This is a genomic window from Arthrobacter sp. MYb224 (assembly GCF_002975455.1).
In the GTDB taxonomy this organism is placed as follows: domain Bacteria; phylum Actinomycetota; class Actinomycetes; order Actinomycetales; family Micrococcaceae; genus Glutamicibacter.
Window position 1 is genome coordinate 204,929 of sequence record NZ_PCPU01000006.1, and the last position, 22,348, is coordinate 227,276.

Here is a 22,348-nt window from a genome sequence, read left to right on the forward strand (position 1 = left end):
ACGAGGGAGCCGTACCCGGAACGACAGCTAAGACGGCCAGTAAGGTAACTGGCATGTATTGGCTAATTCTCGTGATCTCGGGGCTTTTTGAAGCGGTTTGGGCTACAGCATTGGGGATGAGCTCCGGGCTCACAAAACTCGTCCCAACAATTATCTTTTTCACTGCGCTAGTGATTTCAATGGGCGGGCTAGCCTACTCAATGAAAGAAATCCCCACCGGAACCGCTTATGCGGTCTGGGTGGGGATTGGGGCTTCTCTGACTGTCATCTATTCAATAGCGACCGGTCAAGAAGCATTCTCAGCACTGAAAGTGTTCTTTATCGTGGGGCTGATCGGCTGCGTAATCGGGCTTAAAGCCGTCAGTCACTAAACGCTATTTCCAGCCAGTCGTCATGAAGAAGCCGACCATGGCAATGCCAAAGCCGATGACAATGTTCCAACCGCCAATACTAGGGATTGGGAATAGTGTCTGCGAAATGTAATAGACAATAATCCAGACCAATCCCAGCAGCATCAAGCCGAACATCACTGGCTTGTACCAGCTAGGCATGGGCTTATCCACCGCATGGGCGCCTTGTGCTGTCTGCTGGGACTGTGTTTTGTTCTTGCGTCGTGGCTTAGACTCTGGCACTAGAACGCTCCCTCGGCTTCATCCGCATAGTGTAGTAAATGTGGGAGACTCTCAGGTCTTCCCGGTAGGCTTGGGGCAGGTAATGAACGAACGATCGCATCGATTTCCTGCGTAGATTCCATACTAGCCGTAATGTGCGTTGTCCATTGATTTACGGTTCACGGAAGTTCACCCGACTTTTAGTGCCCGATCGCCCAAAGGAGCATCACCGTAGTGAATCGTGTAGCGTCCGCGCCCGGGCGAAGAATGGCCCGTGAAAAGCAAACTGTCGGAGGCAGGGTCACTGGATTCCTCGGTGAACTGCTCATTACCTTGGGCATCGTCCTGATGCTATATGTCGTCTGGGAACTCTGGTGGACGAATATCGATTCTGCAAATGCCCAGAAAGAAGTCACACAAAACCTAGTTCAAGACCTAGGCGATGTGGTGATTCCCGAAGAAGGCGTCGAAGAAGAAGAGGATATCGATTACGGTCCAGCGCCGACGGCCGAAGCTGCTCCGGGGGACACCTTCGGGATCATGTACTTCCCAACCTTCGGTAAAGACGGGACTCACCATCCGGTGAGCTACGGTGTGCAGAGCTCCGTGATCGATAATCTCGGAATCGGATACTATCCGAATACCCAGTTGCCGGGAGAAAAAGGAAATTTTGCGGTCGCCGCTCATCGCCAAACCCACGGGCAGGTCTTTTGGGATATCGATAAATTGGATAATGGGGACCATGTCTACTTGCAAACCAAGGAAGGCTATTACACCTACACCTGGTTTGACACTGAAATCGTTGCTCCGTCCAATGGCGACGTTCTGCTTCCAACGCCCCATCAGTGGGGCGTTGAGCCCACGGAATCAATTCTCACGATGACCAGCTGCCACCCACCATTTAGCACTCGTGAACGCATCATTGCCTATTCCGAGCTGACCGATTGGCGCCCACTAGATGCCGGCCCGCCCAAGGAAATTCGGGAACTCGTTGCAGACGCCACAAGCTAGGGAGAAATAATGTACGCATGGATTTTTCGAAATCTGCCAGGACCGGTGTGGTTACGCATTATTGAGGCATTGATCCTGATCGCCGCGGTCGTGTTGTTGCTGATGGTGTATGTTTTCCCATGGCTGTCGCAATACAGCCCGTTTACCGACTCTACGATTGGCCAGATAACCCTGTGAGTACCATCAAGATCCTCGTAATCGACAATTACGATAGCTTCGTCTACACCCTCGTCGGTTATCTTCAAGAGCTCGGCGCGGAAACCACCGTGTACCGCAATGACATGATCAGCCTCGAGCAGGCGACCGAACTTGCTTCCGAGTACGACGGTGTACTGATTTCTCCCGGACCAGGGGATCCTGCTGGAGCTGGAGTGAGCATCGACCTGATCAAATGGTGCGGTACGCACGCCAAGCCGATGCTCGGCGTCTGCTTGGGCCACCAGGCCCTAGCCGAAGCCTATGGAGGCACGGTTACGCATGCCGAAGAGCTGATGCATGGAAAGACCTCATTGGTCAGCCATGAAAACCATCCGGTTTTCAAGGACGTGGCTAATCCATTTACCGCCACGCGCTACCATTCGCTCGCTGCCATACGCGAGAGCATCCCGGAGTCTTTGGAAATTATCGCGCAGACCGCCGGGGGAGTCATCATGGGGTTGGCGCATCGCAGCGCGCCGCTGTGGGGGCTGCAGTACCATCCCGAATCCGTGCTCACCGAACAGGGCTACCAGATGCTCGGCAACTGGTTGGAGTTCGTAGGTCTGCAGGGCGCGGCCGGCAAAGCCGCAACCCTTAGTCCACTATTTAGCGGCGAGTAGTTACCCCTCTTGGTTTCCTCTGCCTCGGCCATTTCCATTCCCCGGTCCACGTGTGGACTGAGGAGGCTTTGAAGATTCCGGCGTCGGAGAAGTAGCTTCTTCTGGCTCGTCAGTTTCCTCGGATTCTTCCGAATCATCGGTAGGTTCCGAAGACGTAGGAGTTTCACTGGGAGTGGGCTCGGCTCGTTTAATCGCTTCTGATACCTTCACTAGCGATCCCTGGGGGGCGTCCGTTCCGGCGACAGGATCTTGCAAGAAGAGGGTGCCTGGCTCTTCATCGCTTTCGACTTCAACGAACTGTGCGCGCAGTCCGACGTCATCTGATGTCAGTGCCTTTTCCGCTTCATCGCGGCTCATCCCGGTGACGTCTGGAACCTTGACCATACCCGTTGAAAGAATCAGGTCAACGGTCGAGCCCGCCTTGACCTTCGAGCCGAGTTCAGGGCTGGTACCAATCGCCCAGTCGGTAGGGATGCTCGGGTGGTTTTCACGGCTAACTTCGCCTACGACCAGCCCTGCTTCGCGGATTGCATCGCGGGCAGCTACCTCGGATTGGTTCTCCAAGGACTCAGGGATAACCCGATCCTCGGATCCATCGGAGATGAAAAGCTTCACGGTGGAGTCCTTGGGAAGATCCGTCCCGTCATTCGGGTCGGTGCGCGTGGCCTTATTCTCGTCAATGTCGTCGCTGAATTCATGTTCGACGTTCACCTTGAAGGTCGCATCATTCAGCAATCGCGTCGCATCCTCCTCGGAGAGGTTCTTAACCTCGGGAACTGCCACTGGCGCGCGCTGTTCTGCCTCCGCCTGCAGGGATCGAATGACCAGGAAACTGGCGATGCCCACGGCGATCAAGGCGATGATGGTCAACAACCAAATCAAGCCACGATTCGACCGATGCTCCCGGGGCTCGGTCTCCCTAGCATCTGAACGGGAGGAAAAGACCGGGTGCTCGCTGGTGACCGGGTGTCGAGGTGGGGAACTGTCTTCTGCACGCTCGTAGAAGGGCACGGTAGCGGCGAGAATCGTGGCCGACTCATCTCGGTATTCAATTCCGTTTTGCGCATCTTCCAGGGCCGCGGCAAAGGCTCCGGCGGACTGGAAGCGTTGATCCCGTTCCTTGGCCAGGGATTTGAGCACCACCGGGTCATAGATTTCCGGCAGGGAGCTGTTGACCTCACTCGGCGGAACGGGGCTCTCGCCGACATGTTGGTAGGCGACTGAAACTGGGGAGTCCCCGGTGAAAGGAGGCTGATGGGTGATCAACTCGTAGAAGAGGCAACCGGCGGAGTAAATATCCGAACGGTAGTCCACCAACTCACCACGCGCTTGTTCGGGAGAGAAGTACTGCGCGGTGCCAACCACCGCGGCGGTCTGCGTCATCGTCGCTGAGGTGTCCATGGCTCGGGCGATCCCGAAGTCCATGAGTTTCACGTGGCCCTCATCGGTCAACATGATGTTGGCCGGTTTGATATCGCGGTGCACCACATTTTTCATATGCGAATGATCTAGCGCATCGCATACGCCGCGAATTAGTTCGACCGCATACTGTTCGTCGACTTGCTCTTCGCTCAGTACCTGCTTCAAGGTTCGTCCGGAAACATATTCCATGACGATATACGGAGAGGTGGAATTGCTGCGTTCGGTAGCCGGCAGTTCACCGGTGTCATACACTGCGACGATATTTGGGTGGCTCAGCCCGGCTACCGATTTCGCCTCGCGACGGAATCTATTGACCACCATCGGATTATCCGCTGTGTCGTGCCGCAGGACCTTCACCGCGATCTTACGCGCGAGCGTATGATCGGTGGCCAAATAAACGTCGGCCATGCCTCCACGGCCGATCAACGAGTGAATTTCGTAGCGGTCGGCGATTAGCCGGGGCAAGCCTGGCGGCAATGCATCAAATTCACTCATGGTGCTTCGCTTGTGCCTGTTTCTTCTGGTGCTGGTGAATCGGTGGGGCTTGACGTTGGTGTGGTGCTAGGCGTCGACGAGGGGGTTTCCTCAGGCTCTGGGCCCAAGGAAAGTACCAAGGAGACACGCGAACCTGGGGTGACCTGGGTGCCTTCGACAGGGGTCTGCTTCAGCACCGTGCCCGCTACGGAGGAGTCGTACTCCTCCCCACCCTTAGTCACGGCGAGTCCGGAGTCCTGCAACAGCTTCTGCGCTGCCTCATAGCTCATGCCGGTTACCGCGGGAACCTCGGTCATTTCGGGAGCCTTGGCATAGCTGACGTTGATGGTGGAACCTGGTTCAACGCTGCCGGTCGGGGAAACCGACAAGACTTCGCCCGGCTCGGCCTCAGAAGTTTCCGTGGCCGTGGCAGCTACTTCCAATCCGAGCGAATTCAACTCGCTGGTCACCGTGTCGATGTCCTGACCGACCAAGCCGGAGGGCACGGTGACGAACTGGGCTGTTTCGCTTGATTCGGTGGTCTCCTCGCTAGGTTCGCTGGTCTCGTCGCTTGGCTCGGTGGTTTCCTCGCTCGGCTCGGAGCTTTCCACAGAGGCCGTGGTACTAGCCGGCGGAACGGTCGGCTCCTCATTTGAAGAATTGATCTTGGGAATCAGCCAAGCGCCGAGGGCGATGAGCGCGGCCAGGACGATGACAACCACCAATGGAATGATCCACGGGTTGCGCTTCTCCTCGGCATAGTCGTCTTGACGGTCTATCTGATGCTCGTCGAAGCCTTCGTCATCATAGCCTGCGGCGGCTAGCCCGGCTTCGGCCGGTGCCACTACGGTCGGCATGGCGTCGGTCATTGGCGGAGCGGTTTCGACCGGGGTCACCGCGCGGGTGGCGTCATCATCGATGTTCAGCGCCTGGGTGGCATCATCTTGCACACCGGTGATCAGCATGCCGGGCACGGAGATGGTCGCGGTGTTGGTGTCCCCCTTGCGCAGCGCTTCGGCGGCGTCGGCCAACGCGTTGGCGTTCGCCGGACGGTCTGCCGGGTTCTTGGCGAGCATCGACATGATCAGCTGGCGCACTGGCGCCGGAAGCGAATCCGGCAAGGCCGGAGGCGCGTCGTTGACCTGGGCCAAGGCGATGGCGATCTGTGATTCACCGGTGAAAGGGCGACGCCCTGCAAGGCATTCGTAACCGATGACGCCCAGCGCGTAGATATCCGAGCTGCCGGTGGCGATCTGCCCGGTAGCCTGCTCGGGGGCCAGATACTGGGCGGTGCCCATTACCTGTCCGGTGGCGGTCAGCGGGACCTGGTCGGCCAGACGTGCGATGCCGAAGTCGGTAATCTTCACCACGCCGGTAGGCATGACCAGGATATTTCCCGGCTTCACGTCGCGGTGAACCAAGCCGTGCTCGTGGGCTGCGGCCAAGGCACGCGCGGTTTGAGCGATCAGCGACAAGGTGCGGTCCACGTCGAGCTTCCGCTCGCGTTCGATGATCGTCGAAAGCGGCGGGCCCGGAACGAGTTCCATGACCAGGTAGGCGGAGCCTTGCTCCTCGCCGTAGTCGAAGACTCCGGCGATGCCCGAGTGGTTCAGCAGCGCCGTGTGGCGCGCTTCGACGCGGAAACGAGTCAAAAAACTCTCGTTGTCCGTGTACTCCTCTTTAAGGATCTTGATCGCTACTAGACGCCCGAGAACCTGGTCTCGTGCCTTCCAGACCTCGCCCATGCCACCGATCGCGATGCGGTCGGTCAGCTTGTATCGACCGCCCAAGGTGGTGCCCGTTACTGGCCTCACTTGTTGAACACCGCCTCTGTCATCTTCTTCATCAGTGACCCGGCCGTGTTGTGGCCGGTGTTGTAAGGTACATCGTGAATTGCGATAGTGATCGCTACCTGCGGATCGTCTCCCGGGGCAAAGCCGGTCATCCAAGAATTGAACAACGCAGTTCCGTTGGCGTCTTCACGCCCGGTCTGCGCGGTACCGGTCTTGGCGCGCAGATCGACCCCCGGAACGCGTGCATTCATTGCCGTGCCGGAAGCAACCGGCCCGGCCATCATGTCCGCAACTTCGTTAGCGATTTCGGGCGTCGTCGCCGTCGAGAACGCCTTCGGTTTGGGTTCTTCGATTACACGCAAATCAGGAGCAACCACTTTCTTGACCAAATTTGGCTGCATGATGACGCCGTCATTTGCGATTGCCATGGCAACCATGTTCATTTCCAAGGGCGTTGCCTTGGTATCATCTTGGCCAATGACAGCACGTGCAAACTGATCCTTTGTGCGGTTTTCCGGGAATGTGCTCGGGCGAACGGAGAGCGGAATTTCAAGCTGCTGGCCAAAGCCAAAGCGTTCGGCTACGTCGGAAAACGGCTTCTCGCCGAGATCTAGAAGCATCGCACCAAACGGGGTGTTGCAGCTCTGCGTGAAGATGAAGTCCAGTGTGGCAGTTGGCCTTCGATCGCAAATGCCCGCAGAGAAGTTTGTTAGCGGTGGTCCACTGCCCACGTCGAGACTATTCGGATTTTGTAGTTCTGTGGTTCGATCGTATTCCCCAGACTCCAGGGCCGCCACAACGTTGAGGATCTTGAAGGTCGAACCGGGCCAGATAGGCGTATCAATCGCCGGGTTGACGTAAGGGCTGAGGCCTGAAACGCTGGTCAGCTCCTTCATGTTCTCCGCCGCAGCAGAGGTCGAATGCACCGCCAGATCGTTTGGATCGTAGCTTGGCTTCGAAGCCATGGCCAGAATGTCTCCGGTTTTCGGATCTGTCACCACAATTGTGGCCTCTAAATCATCGGGAATCATCTCGTAGGCCTGCTTTTGCAGTTCCCCGTCGATGGTCAACTCGACCGATGCGCCTTCCGCGGTCTGTCCGGTGAACATCGCGGTGAGCCGGTCAAAGACGAGGTCGGAACTGCTGCCGGTCAACCAGTCATTGAGCTCTGACTCCAGGTGTGTGCTGCCATTGGCCAAGGAGTAGTAACCGGTTAGGTGAGCGTACTGCTGGGGGTCGTTGTACCGACGCTGATAGGTGAATTGACCGTCGTCGGTGGGTACCGATTCGGCAATGGGCTTGCCATCGACCAAAATGGCACCACGCGGCAGGTCGAACTCGCGGAAGAGCTGACGCTTATTCAACGAGTTCTCGGCAAGTTTCTCGGAGCTGAAGAACTGGATGTAGCTCAATCCCGCCAGGCAAATTACAAACATCATGGTCAGCGCGATCCAGACGCGCTTAATGGCTTGATTCATACGTTCTTCACCGCCTTAGGGGTCGTGGCTCCCGGGGTCGCAATCTCGTCGGTTGGTCCCACGCCGCCGGTCATCGGTCGGCGCGAGTTATGCGAAATCATCAGCAGCAAGGAGATGATGATCCAGTTGGCGAGCAAGGAGGAGCCGCCGGCAGCCATAAATGGAGTGGCCAGACCGGTCAGTGGAATCAAACGTGTTACGCCGCCGATGATGACGATGCACTGCAGCCCCAGGGTGAAGGACAGCCCCGCCGCAAGCAGCTTGCCGAAGGTATCACGCGAACCCAACGCGGCACGTAAACCGCGGCTGATCAGCAGCATGTACAGCAGGATAATTGCCGTCAGGCCGATCAGGCCGAGCTCTTCACCGAAGGAAGCGATGATCATATCCGAGTTCGCTAGCGGCACCCGGTATGGGGATCCCTCGCCTAAGCCGGTGCCGAAGAGGCCACCATCGGCCATGCCGAATAGCCCTTCGACAATCTGCATGCTGCCGCCCCTGGCCTGGTAGATCTCCGGGTCGAAGGCATTTAGCCAAACATCGACGCGCCGGGTCACGTGGCTCATCGTGGTGGCTGCGAAGACACCGCCGGCCGCGACCATGAGCAAGCCGATCAGCACCCAGGAGATGCGCGCGGTAGCCACATAGATCATCACAATGAACAGGCCGAAGAAGAGAATCGAGGAACCTAGGTCGCGCTGGACCACCAGCACTCCGATGGACAAGATCCAGGCCACCACCATCGGGGCCATATCGCGACGGCGCGGCAATTGCAACGGGCCGATTTTACGCCCGGCCATCAAGATCAGATCTCGGTTGGAGGAAAGATATCCGGCAAAGAAGATCGACAAGGTGATCTTTGCCAGCTCACCGGGCTGCATCGAGAATGCGCCGAGCCGAACCCAAATGCGGGCACCGTTAATGGTCACGCCGAACCCGGGAATCATCGGCAGCAGCAGCAAGATAATGGATGCCAACAAGGCGATATAGGTGAATCGGCGAAGCACTCGATGATCGCGAATCGCCCACAGAACGATGGCGGCGATGATGACCGCGATGGCGGTCCAAAGCAGCTGCCGCATCGACTGACTTGTGGTTTTGGCCAAGTCAATACGGTGGATCATGGCCAGGCCAAGAGCGTTCAAGGCCACCGTAATGGGAAGTATTACCGGATCGGCATATTTAGCGAAGATGCGCAGCATGATGTGCAGCAACAGCGCGAGTCCAGCCAAAACCCCGGTCTGCACAAAGAAGTCTTTAGTGTCGTCGCTGTCCGAGGAACTTCCGACGAGGAAGAAGGCAGCGGCGCCGACGCTCAAGGCCAGCAGCAACAGGACCAGCTCAAGGTTGCGCCGTGGAACCGGTGCGGTGTGCAGTTCGCTCATCGCATGATCTCCTGACAGTAGGCTGGCGGAAGTGGAAGGTCGTCGCTGGCACCGTCTGTACCTGGCGCCAAGACCGGACAATTCTGTTTCGCTGTCACCAGCAACTCTTGAATCATCATGCTTGCGTGTTCAAGGCTGTCTGCCGGAATGGAAGATTCCACTCGTTGACGCGAATACTCTGGCAAGGCTTCGAGCGGGATATTGCTGACCGTATCAACCTCGGATAGTGAGATGGGGCCAAGCTCCTGCGGTACGCCCTTGTAGATGGCGACCTTATCTCCGACAGCGCCAACGTAGAACTGGGTTTGTGTCCACAGATAACCCCAGACCCCGAGCCCGATCACCAAAAGGGTGATCATGGTCAGCAGCAATGGCATGATCCAACGGCGGTGCGGCACCCGCGACTCGAGCGGATCGAGGATTTCGCCGGCAGCAGGGGAGCGGTGCGTCAGCAACGCGGCGGCGCGACGCTCACCGGTGTGCTGGGTGACCACTGGTATCTGCCCGGTCTGTGTGGCAAGCTGCGCGGCTCCGACCAGGAGGTGGGGGCGCTGGGAAATTTCATGGCGCAGGACCGACGCGCTCGCCTCAACATCGCCTTCGGCGGCGATGGTCAGCTGTCCGGTATCCGGGGCCGGCTCGAGAACCGAGGGTTCGGCATCTTCGGATTCATCGACCTCGACCAGCTCAAAGAGCACCACCGTGACGTTATCCGGGGCGCCATTGCGCAAGGTCGTGGCCACCAGTTCATTGACGGCCGCATCCATATCTGCGGTGCCACGCACGATTTGTTCGATAATGGGCACGGCTACCGCATCGGTTAGCCCATCGGAGCACAGCAGCCAGCGTTCGCCGGCGGTTGCCTCGAGCTGTTGCACATCCAGTTCGGGGGAGGCATCCGAATCGCCGAGCACGCGCAACAGCACGTTCTTATGCGGGTGGGTCTCCGCCTCGTGGGGTTGAATGCGCCCCTCTTCGACAAGCCGCTGCACGAACGTGTGGTCACGGCTGATCTGTTCAAACTCGTTGTTTTTCAGCCGGTATGCGCGGGAGTCGCCAATGTGCGCCATGTGCAGGGTCTGGCCAGAGAGCAACAGCGAGGTGACGGTGGTGCCCATTCCCGAAAGCTTCGGGTTCGCGCCCACTAGTTCGTTGAGAACCAGATTAGCCGCCTGAATTTCATCGGGAAGCGCATTTTGCGGGTCTGCCGTGTATCGATGGTCAAGATGCACCAGATCTAGCACGGTGGATGCCGAGGCCACATCGCCACCGACGTGTCCGCCCATGCCGTCGGCGAGTACCGCAAGATATTCTCCCGCGTAAGCGGAGTCATCGTTCTTTTTGCGCACGCGTCCGACATCGGACATCGCCGCGAACTTAAACTTTAAAGCCATTGGCTAGGCCTTCAATTCCAGGACAGTCTTCCCGATGCGGATGCGCTGTCCCGGTTCGACCGGCTGCGCGCGGGTGAGCTGGCTGTCGCCTACGAAGGTGCCGTTGGTGGAGCCAAGGTCTTCGATGAACCAACGCGAACCCTGTGGGAAAAGTCGGGCATGGCGGCCCGAGGCATAGTCGTCTTCAAGTACCACGGTGGCATCCTGGGCGCGACCGAACAGGATCGGCTGGCCCTGCAACGGGATACTGCGCCCGGCCAGGGGGCCTTCAACGATCTGTAGGGTATGTACTGCCTTGCGCGTGCTGATCTCTGGTTCGGCAAGTTCTGGATTCTTTTTCAGTGCCCGGGCGCTAGGTGCTCCGGTTCGAGCTCGCGTGCCGATCACCAAGTCACGGCGCATCGCACCGACGATGCTCAGCACGAGCAGCCAAATCAAGACAAGAAAGCCAAGTCGGAACAGGTTGAGAACCAGATCATTCATGCACGGCCTCCGTTGCTAGGCGTAATTAGGCGAAAGACTATCTTGGTCTGTCCGATAGTGATGATCGAACCGTCCAATATACGCGTCTCGCCCGAAATCTTTTTACCGTCCACATAGGTGCCGTTGGTTGAACCTAGATCGGTGACGGCATAAGCGCCTTTGCCCTTCGTTTCGAAACGGACGTGCTGCCGCGAAACGCCGGTGTCATCCACGGGGATGTCGGTGCTCGCCGAGCGCCCAAGCACGATCGAATGGTGATGAAGCGCGAAGCGTTGCCCATTGACCTCGACAACCGCCTGCTTGGGAAGCGGAGCGGCTGCTGGCGCCGCCGGTGGGGGAGTAGGGCGTGGTTGTGCGGTGGTTTTGGGATCCGCAGCTGCGGCGCCCTGGTCCTGCTGCGGTTTGGGGGCCTTTGCCTTGACCGGAGCCGAAGCTACCGGGTTAGCGCTGGAGTCCTTGATGGAACCGGAAACTTCCATTTCGCCGGGCTTGAGCTCCTGGGAATTCACGAAATGAATCATGATGTTTCCTTGGACCGAATAGCCTTGGCTTACGGCATGTTCCGCGGTCACCTTAGCCATCTCGTTGACTACGGGTGAGCCCCACGACTTGGCCGTTGCAAAATCCTTGTCGCTCAACGAGACGATGAAATCGTTCGGAGCAAGACTGCGGCCCTCGCTGATCGCAAGAATTCCACGATCCATTTCGTTGCGCAGGGCGCTGGTGAGTTCAACCGGCTTGATGTCTGCGGTGCTGGTGCCACGAAAGAAGCTGGTGACGACCTTCTCTAAGCCTCGTTCGACGTTGTCGAGAAAGCTCATTGCGTGTGCTCCTTTCCTGTAGTCCACGGCGTTTCAAGGCCTTGCGGTCTTAGTCTGATGCCTTCGAGACACAGAACTTCATTATCGATCTTACTGTTTACAGCTGTGCAATTCCCGGAAATATCCTTGAAGGAACGACTGGCATCATATTCAACGCCCCAACGGCCCAAAAGGTTTCATGTGGCGCTAAGCACATGTGGGCCCTCTGATTAGGCGAACGGCGAAAAGTGCGTGTAAGCTATTTCTTGTTGCCGCGAGAGCGGGAATCATGCGCGAGTGGCGGAATTGGTAGACGCGCTGGCTTCAGGTGCCAGTGCCCTTCGGGGCGTGGGGGTTCAAGTCCCCCCTCGCGCACATGAGAAAAAGAGCCTCTCACTAGTCTGAAAAGACGAAGTGAGGGGTTCTTTTCGTTAACTCGCAGGGCGATCTTGGATTCGGTTCAAGACGCAAAATAGCAGCTGGAGGCTCCTTGGGGGTGCGAATGCCCAACTCCCAGCGAGCCGAGCAAAACGTCGCACGGATTTGCTCCACGTTATCTGCGCCATTCTCCCGAACCGAGAAAAATTATTCGCCGGGCGTGGGAAGAACCACTTTTCCCGACCTTCTGCCCGGACAGATTTCCTTCACCGCCCATCGCATAGAATCGGATTCATTGGATTACCGAAACGGTGGGGGCATCATGGCAGGCACTAACCAAAGCATCGAACTAGCCGGAACTGTGCACCAAGTCGAGGATCGACTGGTATTGCGCTTCGATCAAGAATCCAGTCAAAAACTTCCCAGTCGCGGCCAGGTGGCTGTGCGGCTGGTGGATTCAAACCAAAGTGTCGTCGTGGAGCCAGATGGGCGGCGTGGACATTGGCTGCCTGCCGAACAGCTTGGTCTTGAACTCGGGCAGAGACCCATATTGCAGGTGACGATCGCCGAGCAGTGGCCCGAGGTAACCCTCCCGGAAGATCTAGCCGGCGCCCTTGAGGACGCGAGCGATCTGCAGGACACCTGGGAAGGGCTGACCCCCATGGCCAGATGGGAATGGGCGCGGTGGGTCAAATCGACGAAGAACGCCGCGACGCGTCAGCGGCGGGTGGAGGTCAGCATTTCCAAGCTGCGCGACGGCAAACGGCGCCCCTGCTGCTTTGACCTGTCTTCCTGCACCGATCCGGAAGTTGCCAAGAGCGGAAAGCTCATCGAGTAGTTATTGGGCCCCACCGCTCGAGGCGCGAACCATCAGTTCGCTGGAAAGCAGCAATTGGAATCGCTCGAGGTCCTTGCCCTCGATCAGGGTGCGCAATGCCTGGGCAGCCTCAATGCCTACGGCTTGGGCGTCGAGGCGAACGCTGGTCAGCGAAGGGTTTGAGGTGGCGGAAAAAGGCAGGTCATCGAAGCCGGTGACCGCCAACTCTTGGGGGATCCGCACTCCCACGACGCTTGCTCCATGCAATACGCCGTAGGCGTGCGTATCTGTGGCGCAGGCCAACGCCGTGATGCCCGCGTGTTTCCACTGCTTCCAGTTCGCGGAGAAGGTCGCTGCCGCGTCTCCCATTTCAATGGTTGAGGACCTGATTGCGTCCGCCGGAACTTCCATGCCGTGTTCGGCCGCCGCGCTCAGAAAGGCTTCGCGCCGCATGCGCAGGGTGGCGGTTCCGGTGTTTGCGTCCAGATAGCCAACCTTGCGGTGACCCTGTGCGGCGAGGTGCGCCGCCACGTCCCGTGCGCCTTGGAGCACGTCAAAATTTACCGATGGAACATTTTCTGGCGCATCCGGTGCATCGAGGGCGATCATTGGCAGGGGGCTGGATAGCTCGGCAAGGAATTCAGGTGTAGGTGCATGGACGAGCAATCCGGCCGGGCGCAAGCCCAGCAGGCGCCGGGTTTCGGCGGCGCTCGGCGATAGGCCGGCGTCGGTGACCGAAAGCAGCAGCTGGTAGTCCTCCCCGAGGACCCCGCGAACTCCGGCGATGAGCTTGGCGAAGAAGGGGTTTGAAATATCCGGGGCCACCAGAATGACCAGCGAGCTGACCCCGCGTGCCAGCGAGCTGCCGATGCTGTCTACGTAGTATCCGAGTTCGCGAATCGACTCGCGAACTCGGGCTTCATTTCTTTTGGAGACTCGGCCGCTGGACTTGCCGTTCGCCACCAGCGAGACAGTTGCCGTGGAAACTCCAGCATGGGCCGCGACCATGGCAGCGGTGACCTTGCGCGCTGGCTGGGTTTGCTTCGGCGAATCACCATTGTTCATGGCTCCATCCTAGTGCGCCGTCGAGCGTGCGCAACGTCGGGAGTTAAGCGCTTGACGCTTTGCGTTATCCGAGGAAGAATCAAGGGTAACCACACATCGAACTCCCGATAGCCGGCTATCGGGCGGATCAAGGGCGCAAATGAGCACACCACGTAAGATCATCCTTGACTGCGACCCAGGGCACGACGACGCGGTCGCCATCCTGTTGGCTCACGGAAATCCGCAGATCGAGCTGCTCGCGGTAACTACCGTCGTCGGCAATCAGACGCTGGAAAAAGTCACCGACAACGCACTGGCGGTGGGCACCATCGCCGGGATCACCGGGGTGCCATTCGCTGCCGGGTGCCCGCGCCCGCTGGTGCGCAATATCGAAACCGCTCCCCAGGTGCATGGTGACTCCGGGATGGACGGCCCGGCCCAGCCTAAGCCGCGCATCGAATTGGACGAGCGCCATGCGGTGGACCTGATCATCGAGACGATCATGTCGCACGAACCGGGCGAGATCACGCTGGTACCTACCGGAGCGTTGACCAATATCGCGTTGGCGGTGCGCCGCGAGCCACGCATCGTCGAGCGCGTGCGCGAGGTTGTGCTGATGGGCGGCGGCTACCACACCGGAAACTGGAGCGCCGTGGCCGAATTCAACATCAAGATCGACCCCGAAGCGGCGCATATCGTCTTCAATGAGAACTGGCCGGTGGTCATGGTGGGCCTGGATCTCACGCACCAGGCGCTGGCCACCAAGGACGTCGTGCGGCGCATCGAGCAAATCGGCACCGGCCCGGCGAAGTTCGTGCGCGAGCTTATGGACTTCTTCGCTCAGGCCTATCATGACCACCAGGGTTTCGACGCCCCGCCGGTGCATGATCCCTGCGCCGTGGCATATGTGATCGATCCAACCGTGGTGCGTACCCTGCGCGCGCCGGTCAGCGTTGAACTGCGCGGCGAACTGACCCTGGGGATGACGGTAGCTGACTTCCGTGCCCCGGCCTCGGCCGATTGCCATACCTCGGTGGCCGTGGATCTGGATCACGAACGCTTCTGGGATCTAGTTGTCGACGCCCTGGAGCGAATCGGTGAGGTCGAGCTAACAGCGTAGTTTCGGCAAAATCCAGCTAATTGTGATGACAGTCAATGCCAAAGCGCACCGCCATGCATAGACTGGAGATAAATACAGCTCAGGAGGCGAAGTGGCAGTCAAAACCCCGCACCAGAACGTAACCTTCGAATCGTCCGGAACGCAGGCGCACGGCTATCTTGCGCTTCCCGAGTCCGGTAAGGGCCCCGGCGTCATCGTGATCCAAGAATGGTGGGGGCTCACCGACCATATTCGCGATATCGCAGACCGGCTCGCCGACCAGGGCTTTGTCGCCTTGGCTCCGGATCTCTACGGCGGCTCGATCACCCATGATGGCGACGAGGCCGGCAGGATGATGTCCGAACTGCCCGAGGAAAAGGGCGCAGAGCTCCTCTCTGGTGCGGTGGACTACCTGCTCGCCAGCGACCATGTCACCAGCGGCAAGCTGGGAGCCATTGGATTCTGCATGGGTGGCGGTTTCGTCTTGCAACTGGCCGCTCAGCAGGGCGAAAAGATCGGCGCTGCGGTTCCGTTCTACGGTGTCGGCCAGGGTGTGCCCAATGAATTCAGCGGCGTGCGCGCGGCAATTCAGGGTCACTACGCGAACTTCGACGACTCCTACCCGGCCGCCGAGGCCAAGGCCCAGGAGGAACGGATCCGCCGTGAATCCGGTGCCGAGGTGCAGTACTTCTACTACGACGCCAAGCACGCATTCCACAACGACGAGAACCCTGCGGGCAACTACGACGCCCAGCTCGCGGACCTCGCCTGGCAGCGCGCCGTGGACTTTTTGCGACAAAAAGCCAACTAAGCACATAAAGTGGTAGGCATCACAGTTGGTGTATGCCTCGAATACTTCCGAAGCAATCCAAAACTCAAGGAGAAATAATGTCTGAAACCATCCTCGTAGGTGTTGACGGTTCCGAAACCGCTCAGCGTGCAGCTCGCCGGGCCGCCGAACTTGCCGTGAAGCTCGACGCCGATCTGGTGGTGCTCACCGCTCACGCCTCGGACAACACCGAGGTCGTCTCCATCGGCAGCGACACCTGGATCCTCGACGACGCCGAGCAGGCTCGCAAGCTGGCCCAGCGTGTGGCAAATGACGTGCGCAACGCGGTGCCAGGCGTGAAGATCAGCGCCGCTGCCGGCCACGGCAAGCCAGGCGACGTCCTGATCGCCGATGCAACCGACCGCGGCGCATCGATGATCGTCGTCGGCAACGTGGGCATGAAGGGTCTGGGCCGCGTGCTCGGCTCGGTCGCCTCCTCGGTAGCCCACTCGGCACCATGCGACGTGCTTGTGGTCAAGACCGACAAGTAAGCGAAGCTTGAACTGCGGCGGGCACGGATCTTTCCCGGCCCGCCGCAGTGCTTTAACCGCACCGCACCCCAGCAAAAGACCAGTAGGCTTTAACCGTGCAAAAACTTCGAGTTTCCTACGTAGCAGGCGTCACCCCGGGCAAGTGGATGGATCGCTTCACCGAACGCTACCCGCAGGTCGAATTCCAGGCTTCGCGTTATGACGGCGAGGACATCCTCGGCCTGCTGGCAACCGATCAGGCCGATGCCGTCTTCGTGCGCTACGTCGGGGATTCGCCGAAGGACGCCACGCGGCATCTCATTCCGCTCTACGAAGAGCTCGAGGTCGTCTGCGCGGCCAAAGACCACGACGTCGAGTACCACGAGGAAACCATCGACGAGCAGGAAGTGGCGAAATTCCCGCAGCTTGACCTGTCCGAGTACCCGGAAGAAGCCGGCGGGATCCCGATCGCGATGGAAGTTGTCGCCTCCGGCGCGCAGGTGCTGCGCGTTCCGCAGAGCATCGCCCGGCTGTACCAGCGCAAAGACGTGGTCTATCGCCTCATCGAGGGCGGAGCGAGAACGCAAATCGGGATCGCCTGGCCCACCGGGCTGGCCGACACCGAACTGGTCGACGAATTCATCGGCATCGTCCGCGGACGCAGCGCAAACTCCTCCCGCCAGGCCTCGGTGCGCAGCACCCAGCAAGAAGCCAAGGCGGTTAATGACAAGCTGCGTGCGGCGGCCAAGGAAAAGGCGAAGCTGCGCGCAAAGCAGGAAAAACAAGCTAAGGCCAAAGCGCGCTCGGGCGGGGCTAAATCCCGCAAGCGCCGATAATAACCTAGTCAGCCACGCTAGAGACATGAGAGAGTAGGCCATATGGAGCAACTCGATACCCTCAGTCTGAGCACCCAGGGCAGCGCCCTGATTATCACCATCAACCGGCCTGCCTCGATGAACGCACTGGCCCTGGAGGTCGTTGCAGACCTCGAGCGGGCCGTCGACTACCTTGAAGCCAGCGGGTTCAAGCACCGCGGAGTGGTCATCACCGGCGCGGGAGAGAAAGCCTTTGTGGCCGGGGCAAATATCGTGCAGATGAATACGATGGACGCGACTGCGGCCGAGGCCTATGGCCGACGCATGCACCAGGTCACCGAGCGGCTCGAGTCGCTGCAGTTGCCGGTGATCGCCGCGGTCAACGGATTCGCCCTGGGTGGCGGGTGCGAACTGGCCTTGGCCTGCGACTTCATCTACGCCTCGCAGAAGGCAAGTTTCGGACAGCCGGAGGTCACCCTCGGCCTGGTGCCCGGCTTCGGTGGATCGGTACGCCTGCCACGCCGCGTGGGCAATGCGATGGCCCGCGAATTGATCTTCACCGGCCGCCGGATCAAGGCCGATGAGGCACTGCGCATCGGCCTGGCTAACCGCCTGGTAGCCCCGGAAGAACTGCTGACCGAAGCCGTCGCGACCATCGAAGAGATGGCCAAGGTTTCCCCGACCGCCGTGGCGAACGCCAAGCGCGCCATGGTCAAAATGGACTCGGTCAACGTCCATGACGCTCTCGAGCTGGAGGCACAGAGCTTCCACGAGGCCTTTAACACCGCCGATTCCGTAGAGGGCCGGGCGGCCTTCGTTGAGAAACGCGCCGCGAACTTCCCCGGAAACTAGCCATGCACTACGGGGCGCATCAGGACCAATGGCTGCGCTTCTACGCGCCGCAGGAGGCCACCGCGCTCGGTGCGGTGATGATCATCCACGGCGGATATTGGCGCGAAAAGTACACCGCGCAGCTCGGTGAACCGCTGGCCTTGGATCTGGCAGCACGCGGTTTCCCCACCTACAACCTCGAATACCGGCGCGGGCCGGGCAGCGCGGCAAAAATGCTGGCCGATGCCCGGCTTGCGCTGGCATTGATCAAGGAGGAAGGCCCGATCACCCTGATCGGGCATTCCGCCGGCGGGCACCTCGCCTGCCTGCTCGCCGCCCATGAGGAGCGGGTCAGCCAGGTGATTTCGCAGGCCGGCCTGCTCGATCTGCAGCTTGCCCGGACGCTGCGGCTGAGCAACGACGCGGTCAACGAAATGCTTGGCGACTGTGATCTGTCCACGCTGAACCCCGTGGAATTATGGCCGACGGGGGCGCGTGTCGTAATCTTTCATGGACGGGCCGATGCGGATGTCCCGGTGAAAATTGCCCGGCGCGCGGCCGATCATGCGGCGGCACTCGGCCAACAACACTCCTTGCGGATTTTCGACGGCGACCATTTCACTTGGATCGATCCGTCCAGCCATCAGTGGGAGGCGTGCGTCAAGGCGCTGTACCCGCTGCACTACAAAGGAGCATGATGAACCCGACGGTCATAGGCGAGGCGCTGGTCGACGTATTGGCCTCCGGAATTGCCCCGGCGCAAGAATTTGTGGGCGGAAGCCCGCTGAACGTTGCCGTCTCACTGGCCCGCCTAGGCTACCCGGGCACCCTGATCACCCGCTGGGGGCAGGACGAAAAGGGCGCAAAAATCGAACGCTTCCTGGCGGAGAACGAGGTCAAGTACCTCGGTGGCGCGGACGACGAGCCGACGGTGATCGCCCACGGAATCCTGGACCCCGCCGGCGGCGCGACCTTCGCATTTAACGCCTTCTGGCAGATGCCCACCATCGGCCCCGAACTGGCCCAGGACTCCGAGTTGGTGCACACCGGATCCATTGCCACGCTCTTCAGCCCCGACGAGCTGCTCCCCTTGCTGGCAGCCGCCCGGAGCCACGCCACCATCAGCTACGACCCGAACCTGCGCCCCTCGCTGGTGACCAACCACGCCCAAACTGTTGCCGAGGTGGAGCAATTCGTGGGCCAGGCGGATGTCGTTCGGGTTTCGGGGATCGACCTGAAATGGCTCTACCCGATGCGTACGGTGCACGAGTCGGCCCGCGCCTGGTTGGCTATGGGTCCGGCGATCGTCGTGGCAACCGCCGGGTCGGGCGGCTCCTGGGGAGTGGTGCGCGCGGGCGAATCGGAACACACCGCACAGGCCGTCGAGGTCACGGACACCGTGGGCGCCGGGGACACCTTCACCGCCGCCCTGCTGTGCTGGCTGGCCGAACATGGGCTGATCGGCGCGTCGAACCGTGAAAGGCTGGCCCGGCTTGCGGTGGATCAGCTCGACCAGGCCCTGGATTTTGCCGCCCGCGCGGCGTCGGTCACCGTGGGACGCGCCGGCGCGAACCCGCCGAGCCGCGAGGAGCTTTCATGATCAAGCTGATCGCCTCGGATCTCGACGGGACCATCGTGGCGCGCGATGGCAGCATCAGCGACCGCACCCGTCGCGCCTTCTTGGACGCCCGCGAGGCCGGAATTCATATCGTCTTCGTCACCGGCCGGCCGTTCCGCTGGCTCACCCCCATCATCGAGGCCTTCGGCGGGATGGGGACGGTGATCTGTTCCAATGGGGCCGTGCTCTATGACCTAGAGCAAGACCGCGTGATCTGGTCCCGCACGCTCAGCTCGGCCACCGCCAGAATGGCGGCCGAAATTATTCTGAAGCATGAACCGGACGCCGCCTTTGCGGCCGAGACCACTCGCGGATTGCACCTGGGCGAAAATTTTGCCGAACGCCACCGGACCCTTGGCAGCCAGTCGGTATTGGATCTAGACTCGGAAGCCATCGACCAGGAAGGCATCGTGAAGTTTTTGGCCCGCTCCAAAACGTTGCCCATCGATGAGTTCTACGCTGCCGTCGCCCCGGAACTGGAAAAGCTTCTTTCGGTCACTCACTCGGCATTCGATGTTTCGCTGCTGGAAATGGCCCACGTCGACATCCACAAGGCCACCACTCTCGATGTGTACTGCCGCGAGCTGGGCATTACCGCCGATGAAGTCATGGCCTTTGGGGATATGCCCAACGACCTCGAGATGCTCGAATACGCAGGCCACGGTTATGCGATGGCCTCGGGCCACCCGCTGGCCTTGGCCACCGCGCAGCACACCGCGGACACCCTCGAGGCAGACGGAGTCGCGCAGGTCATCGAGGATCTGCTGAAATGACCTACGCTTTCACGCACCGCGGCGTCCGGCGAGACGGCGAAGAGAATACGCTGATCGCCTTCCAGCGCGCGTGGGACCTGGGCATTACGCACTTGGAAACGGATGTGCGAGCCTCCAAGGACGGCACCGTTTACGCCTTCCACGACCAGAACCTGGACCGGGTGACGGATGCGACCGGGCCGCTGGGCGAGCGCACCGACGAAGAACTTGCTTCGGTGCGTGCAGGCGGGCAGCCGTTGTGCACGCTCGCCGAATTATTGCGCAATTTTCCCGATGCGTTGGTGAATATCGACGTCAAGGACGAGGCGGTGATCGCGCCGCTTGCCCTTTTGATCGAAGAGCTGGGCTGCCACCGGCAGATCGCCTTGGCCTCATTTGATAGCTCGCGCAGTGCCGCGGTGCAGCATCTCATTGCTACGGAAATGAAACGTTCCCCCGGTATTCGTGAGACGGCGTTGATCTGGTTGTGCGCCATGGTTCTGGGCCGCGTGCCTAAACGGCTGATTAAGGACTTCTGGGCCGTGCAGGTGCCCCTCAAACAAGGATTTCTGCCGTTGGTTACCTCGCGTTTTATCCGTGCGGTCCACGGCGCGCGGGTGCAGGTTCATGTGTGGGTCATCAATGATGAGCCGAGCATGCGAATGCTGATCGAGAAGAACGTGGATGCAATTATTAGCGACGAGGCCGAACTGCTGGTCAAAGTGCTCGGTTAGTTCAGCAACACGCGTTTGACCAGATACTTCTCCAGAACCTGCGCATCTGGTTCGAAGCCCAGGCCGGGGGCGTGCGGCAGCTGGATCGCTCCGTCCCCATTCATGGCTGATTGATGCGGAGCGTGCAGCGGGTGCAAGGTATGCGCCCATCTCACAAACGGAATCTCCAACTCTGGAAGCGGGGTCCCGTTGGTGAGAACCTGGGGTGGATCGAGCGCCAGAATTTGAGCGCTCGCAAGTAGCGCAGGCCCGTAATAGAAGTTGTGCGGCACCACCGGAACGCCGAGCCGCTTGCCCGCCTGGCGGATCTCAAGCATTCCCGAGATGCCACCGATTTTGCCGACGCTCGGTTGCGCAAAGCTGAGCGCACTGGACTCCATGGCTGAGATGAGCCCGGCAACTCCCGAGTGGTTCTCCCCGGCGGAAATGTTCGCGAAACGGGCGTTGAGCTCACGAAGCGCCGTCGTGGAATCGGGAGGAAAGACGGGTTCCTCAACCCAGAGCAGATCGAGTGCTTCAAACTGTGCGATGGCCTGCGCGGCACCGTCCTGATCCCAAGCGCAGTTGACGTCGACCATGAGCGCCGAGCTGCCAATGCTCTGGCGGGCTGCTGCGATGGCCTCGCGGCTGGATTCATGCAGTTTGAAGGCCGTAAATCCCAGGTTTAGCGCCTGCTTTACGTGGGATGAAACTTCATCCGGATCTTCGGCGTAATGCACCAGGGAGGCGTAGGCGCGGATCTGGTCTCGCGAGCCGGGCTCAATGTACTCACGCAAGGTCGCTCCGGCTTGTTGTGCCTCGAGGTCCCACAACGCGATGTCCATAGCCGAGAGCGCGTAATGCACCGGTCCGGTCCGCCCAAAGGCATGAAATGCATACTCGGCCGCGGGTATGGAATTGGCGATCCCGGTTTCTCTGCCGATAAAAAATGGGCCGACGATCTCTTGCAGCGCCGCCCATGTGGCGGGGTTCGATTTGTGGCCAAAGGCTTCACCCCATCCGGTAAGCCCGTTTTTGGTACTGACCTTGACCATCAGGGATTCCATGTGTGTGAAATTTCGCGACGATGCATTGAACGTATCGATTGATTCCACATCGGAATCTTCGAGTTCTTGGCGCCCGGCCTCGAAAGGCATGGAAATCAGAAGCAGTTCAATAGACTGAATGTAATCCATTAAGTTCTCGTTGACTTGAGTCAATGCATCAATCTTTCATTTTCTCTGGGGGATTTTCCGGCTTGGCAAGGTGCGGGGCATGAGCCTTTGGTGAATTGTGGAACCGTTCACTGAATT

The 22,348-nt window shown here is 59.7% G+C and carries 24 protein-coding genes and 1 tRNA gene; 15 read left to right on the forward strand and 10 right to left on the reverse strand.

Translation table 11 applies throughout. The features are described 5' to 3' along the window. Positions 1 to 53 precede the first annotated feature (53 nt). The gene (locus CQ017_RS13075) at positions 54 to 371 is read left to right on the forward strand and encodes a multidrug efflux SMR transporter (protein ID WP_105554063.1); all 318 of its coding nucleotides are present in this window, start codon (positions 54 to 56) and stop codon (positions 369 to 371) included. A gap of 3 nt (positions 372 to 374) precedes the next feature. Here CQ017_RS13075 and CQ017_RS13080 read toward each other — a convergent pair whose 3' ends face one another. Beyond that, complete coding sequence (locus CQ017_RS13080) at positions 375 to 632, reverse strand: cell division protein CrgA (protein WP_096282923.1); 258 nt, start codon at positions 630 to 632, stop codon at positions 375 to 377. 213 nt (positions 633 to 845) lie between these two features. Here CQ017_RS13080 and CQ017_RS13085 point away from each other — a divergent pair, with 213 nt between their 5' ends. From CQ017_RS13085 to CQ017_RS13090, 3 genes are read left to right on the forward strand one after another with little or no spacing between them, the layout of a single operon-like run. Beyond that, positions 846 to 1,622, forward strand: coding sequence for a class E sortase (locus CQ017_RS13085; protein ID WP_105554064.1), 777 nt, complete (start codon positions 846 to 848; stop codon positions 1,620 to 1,622). Positions 1,623 to 1,631: 9 nt separating this feature from the next. Continuing rightward, positions 1,632 to 1,799 (forward strand): hypothetical protein, encoded by a 168-nt coding sequence (locus CQ017_RS18155; protein ID WP_181148310.1) that lies wholly within the window; start codon positions 1,632 to 1,634, stop codon positions 1,797 to 1,799. Beyond that, positions 1,796 to 2,440, forward strand: coding sequence for an aminodeoxychorismate/anthranilate synthase component II (locus tag CQ017_RS13090; RefSeq protein WP_105554065.1), 645 nt, complete (start codon positions 1,796 to 1,798; stop codon positions 2,438 to 2,440). Before CQ017_RS18155 ends, CQ017_RS13090 begins: the two co-directional genes overlap by 4 nt. On the opposite strand, the gene pknB is transcribed toward CQ017_RS13090, so the two are convergent. The 7 genes from pknB to CQ017_RS13125 are packed head-to-tail and all read right to left on the reverse strand — an operon-like array spanning position 2,441 to position 11,690. After that, positions 2,441 to 4,357, reverse strand: coding sequence for a Stk1 family PASTA domain-containing Ser/Thr kinase (pknB, locus tag CQ017_RS13095; RefSeq protein WP_105554066.1), 1,917 nt, complete (start codon positions 4,355 to 4,357; stop codon positions 2,441 to 2,443). Next, the gene (locus tag CQ017_RS13100; RefSeq protein ID WP_105554067.1) at positions 4,354 to 6,150 is read right to left on the reverse strand and encodes a protein kinase; all 1,797 of its coding nucleotides are present in this window, start codon (positions 6,148 to 6,150) and stop codon (positions 4,354 to 4,356) included. Before CQ017_RS13100 ends, pknB begins: the two co-directional genes overlap by 4 nt. Continuing rightward, positions 6,147 to 7,607, reverse strand: a complete 1,461-nt coding sequence (locus CQ017_RS13105) for a penicillin-binding transpeptidase domain-containing protein (RefSeq protein WP_105554068.1) — start codon at positions 7,605 to 7,607, stop codon at positions 6,147 to 6,149. Before CQ017_RS13105 ends, CQ017_RS13100 begins: the two co-directional genes overlap by 4 nt. After that, positions 7,604 to 8,992 (reverse strand): FtsW/RodA/SpoVE family cell cycle protein, encoded by a 1,389-nt coding sequence (locus tag CQ017_RS13110; protein WP_096282929.1) that lies wholly within the window; start codon positions 8,990 to 8,992, stop codon positions 7,604 to 7,606. The genes CQ017_RS13105 and CQ017_RS13110 overlap by 4 nt, the downstream gene beginning before the upstream one ends. Next, positions 8,989 to 10,386 carry a PP2C family serine/threonine-protein phosphatase gene (locus CQ017_RS13115; protein WP_096282930.1) on the reverse strand — a complete coding sequence of 466 codons (1,398 nt, stop codon included), beginning with the start codon at positions 10,384 to 10,386 and terminating at the stop codon, positions 8,989 to 8,991. The genes CQ017_RS13110 and CQ017_RS13115 overlap by 4 nt, the downstream gene beginning before the upstream one ends. Positions 10,387 to 10,389: 3 nt before the next feature. Then, positions 10,390 to 10,869: an FHA domain-containing protein gene (locus tag CQ017_RS13120; RefSeq protein ID WP_096282931.1), complete on the reverse strand. Its 480-nt coding sequence runs from the start codon at positions 10,867 to 10,869 to the stop codon at positions 10,390 to 10,392. Next, positions 10,866 to 11,690: a DUF3662 and FHA domain-containing protein gene (locus tag CQ017_RS13125; RefSeq protein WP_105554069.1), complete on the reverse strand. Its 825-nt coding sequence runs from the start codon at positions 11,688 to 11,690 to the stop codon at positions 10,866 to 10,868. Before CQ017_RS13125 ends, CQ017_RS13120 begins: the two co-directional genes overlap by 4 nt. Positions 11,691 to 11,960: 270 nt before the next feature. Between CQ017_RS13125 and CQ017_RS13130 the strand changes: the two genes are divergently transcribed. After that, positions 11,961 to 12,044, forward strand: a tRNA-Leu gene (locus tag CQ017_RS13130). Positions 12,045 to 12,369: 325 nt separating this feature from the next. Further along, complete coding sequence (locus CQ017_RS13135; protein WP_096283002.1) at positions 12,370 to 12,885, forward strand: YdeI/OmpD-associated family protein; 516 nt, start codon at positions 12,370 to 12,372, stop codon at positions 12,883 to 12,885. On the opposite strand, the gene CQ017_RS13140 is transcribed toward CQ017_RS13135, so the two are convergent. Further along, on the reverse strand, positions 12,886 to 13,929 hold the full coding sequence (locus CQ017_RS13140; RefSeq protein WP_255248297.1) for a LacI family DNA-binding transcriptional regulator: 1,044 nt from the start codon (positions 13,927 to 13,929) through the stop codon (positions 12,886 to 12,888). 139 nt (positions 13,930 to 14,068) lie between these two features. Between CQ017_RS13140 and CQ017_RS13145 the strand changes: the two genes are divergently transcribed. The 9 genes from CQ017_RS13145 (at position 14,069) to CQ017_RS13185 (ending at position 21,056) form a co-directional block, all read left to right on the forward strand. Then, positions 14,069 to 15,028: a nucleoside hydrolase gene (locus tag CQ017_RS13145; RefSeq protein ID WP_105554070.1), complete on the forward strand. Its 960-nt coding sequence runs from the start codon at positions 14,069 to 14,071 to the stop codon at positions 15,026 to 15,028. Positions 15,029 to 15,119: 91 nt separating this feature from the next. Further along, positions 15,120 to 15,818, forward strand: a complete 699-nt coding sequence (locus tag CQ017_RS13150) for a dienelactone hydrolase family protein (protein WP_105554071.1) — start codon at positions 15,120 to 15,122, stop codon at positions 15,816 to 15,818. Positions 15,819 to 15,895: 77 nt separating this feature from the next. Then, entirely contained in the window at positions 15,896 to 16,327 is a 432-nt protein-coding gene (locus CQ017_RS13155) for a universal stress protein (protein WP_096282935.1), read from the forward strand. Positions 16,328 to 16,422: 95 nt separating this feature from the next. Continuing rightward, entirely contained in the window at positions 16,423 to 17,142 is a 720-nt protein-coding gene (locus tag CQ017_RS13160; RefSeq protein WP_146112484.1) for a LysR family transcriptional regulator substrate-binding protein, read from the forward strand. Between the two features lie 42 nt (positions 17,143 to 17,184). Next, positions 17,185 to 17,973, forward strand: coding sequence for an enoyl-CoA hydratase/isomerase family protein (locus tag CQ017_RS13165; RefSeq protein WP_096282937.1), 789 nt, complete (start codon positions 17,185 to 17,187; stop codon positions 17,971 to 17,973). Positions 17,974 to 17,975: 2 nt separating this feature from the next. Beyond that, entirely contained in the window at positions 17,976 to 18,650 is a 675-nt protein-coding gene (locus CQ017_RS13170; protein ID WP_096282938.1) for an alpha/beta hydrolase, read from the forward strand. Then, positions 18,647 to 19,552, forward strand: a complete 906-nt coding sequence (locus tag CQ017_RS13175; protein WP_308729561.1) for a carbohydrate kinase — start codon at positions 18,647 to 18,649, stop codon at positions 19,550 to 19,552. Before CQ017_RS13170 ends, CQ017_RS13175 begins: the two co-directional genes overlap by 4 nt. Then, positions 19,549 to 20,343 carry an HAD family hydrolase gene (locus CQ017_RS13180; protein WP_096282940.1) on the forward strand — a complete coding sequence of 265 codons (795 nt, stop codon included), beginning with the start codon at positions 19,549 to 19,551 and terminating at the stop codon, positions 20,341 to 20,343. The genes CQ017_RS13175 and CQ017_RS13180 overlap by 4 nt, the downstream gene beginning before the upstream one ends. After that, entirely contained in the window at positions 20,340 to 21,056 is a 717-nt protein-coding gene (locus tag CQ017_RS13185; RefSeq protein WP_105554074.1) for a glycerophosphodiester phosphodiesterase family protein, read from the forward strand. Before CQ017_RS13180 ends, CQ017_RS13185 begins: the two co-directional genes overlap by 4 nt. On the opposite strand, the gene CQ017_RS13190 is transcribed toward CQ017_RS13185, so the two are convergent. After that, entirely contained in the window at positions 21,053 to 22,231 is a 1,179-nt protein-coding gene (locus tag CQ017_RS13190; RefSeq protein ID WP_105554075.1) for a mandelate racemase/muconate lactonizing enzyme family protein, read from the reverse strand. The two genes, CQ017_RS13185 and CQ017_RS13190, sit on opposite strands and share 4 nt — an antisense overlap. Positions 22,232 to 22,348: the final 117 nt, after the last annotated feature.

Excerpts from the sequence above, each read along its gene's own strand:
- CQ017_RS13075 (WP_105554063.1), top strand. The coding sequence starts at position 54 with ATGTATTGGCTAATTCTCGTGATCTCGGGGCTTTTTGAAGCGGTTTGG.
- CQ017_RS18155 (WP_181148310.1), top strand. The coding sequence starts at position 1,632 with ATGTACGCATGGATTTTTCGAAATCTGCCAGGACCGGTGTGGTTACGC.
- pknB (WP_105554066.1), bottom strand. The coding sequence starts at position 4,357 with ATGAGTGAATTTGATGCATTGCCGCCAGGCTTGCCCCGGCTAATCGCC.
- CQ017_RS13105 (WP_105554068.1), bottom strand. The coding sequence starts at position 7,607 with ATGAATCAAGCCATTAAGCGCGTCTGGATCGCGCTGACCATGATGTTT.
- CQ017_RS13110 (WP_096282929.1), bottom strand. The coding sequence starts at position 8,992 with ATGAGCGAACTGCACACCGCACCGGTTCCACGGCGCAACCTTGAGCTG.
- CQ017_RS13115 (WP_096282930.1), bottom strand. The coding sequence starts at position 10,386 with ATGGCTTTAAAGTTTAAGTTCGCGGCGATGTCCGATGTCGGACGCGTG.
- CQ017_RS13120 (WP_096282931.1), bottom strand. The coding sequence starts at position 10,869 with ATGAATGATCTGGTTCTCAACCTGTTCCGACTTGGCTTTCTTGTCTTG.
- CQ017_RS13125 (WP_105554069.1), bottom strand. The coding sequence starts at position 11,690 with ATGAGCTTTCTCGACAACGTCGAACGAGGCTTAGAGAAGGTCGTCACC.
- CQ017_RS13135 (WP_096283002.1), top strand. The coding sequence starts at position 12,370 with ATGGCAGGCACTAACCAAAGCATCGAACTAGCCGGAACTGTGCACCAA.
- CQ017_RS13140 (WP_255248297.1), bottom strand. The coding sequence starts at position 13,929 with ATGAACAATGGTGATTCGCCGAAGCAAACCCAGCCAGCGCGCAAGGTC.
- CQ017_RS13145 (WP_105554070.1), top strand. The coding sequence starts at position 14,069 with ATGAGCACACCACGTAAGATCATCCTTGACTGCGACCCAGGGCACGAC.
- CQ017_RS13155 (WP_096282935.1), top strand. The coding sequence starts at position 15,896 with ATGTCTGAAACCATCCTCGTAGGTGTTGACGGTTCCGAAACCGCTCAG.
- CQ017_RS13165 (WP_096282937.1), top strand. The coding sequence starts at position 17,185 with ATGGAGCAACTCGATACCCTCAGTCTGAGCACCCAGGGCAGCGCCCTG.
- CQ017_RS13170 (WP_096282938.1), top strand. The coding sequence starts at position 17,976 with ATGCACTACGGGGCGCATCAGGACCAATGGCTGCGCTTCTACGCGCCG.
- CQ017_RS13175 (WP_308729561.1), top strand. The coding sequence starts at position 18,647 with ATGATGAACCCGACGGTCATAGGCGAGGCGCTGGTCGACGTATTGGCC.
- CQ017_RS13180 (WP_096282940.1), top strand. The coding sequence starts at position 19,549 with ATGATCAAGCTGATCGCCTCGGATCTCGACGGGACCATCGTGGCGCGC.
- CQ017_RS13185 (WP_105554074.1), top strand. The coding sequence starts at position 20,340 with ATGACCTACGCTTTCACGCACCGCGGCGTCCGGCGAGACGGCGAAGAG.
- CQ017_RS13190 (WP_105554075.1), bottom strand. The coding sequence starts at position 22,231 with ATGGATTACATTCAGTCTATTGAACTGCTTCTGATTTCCATGCCTTTC.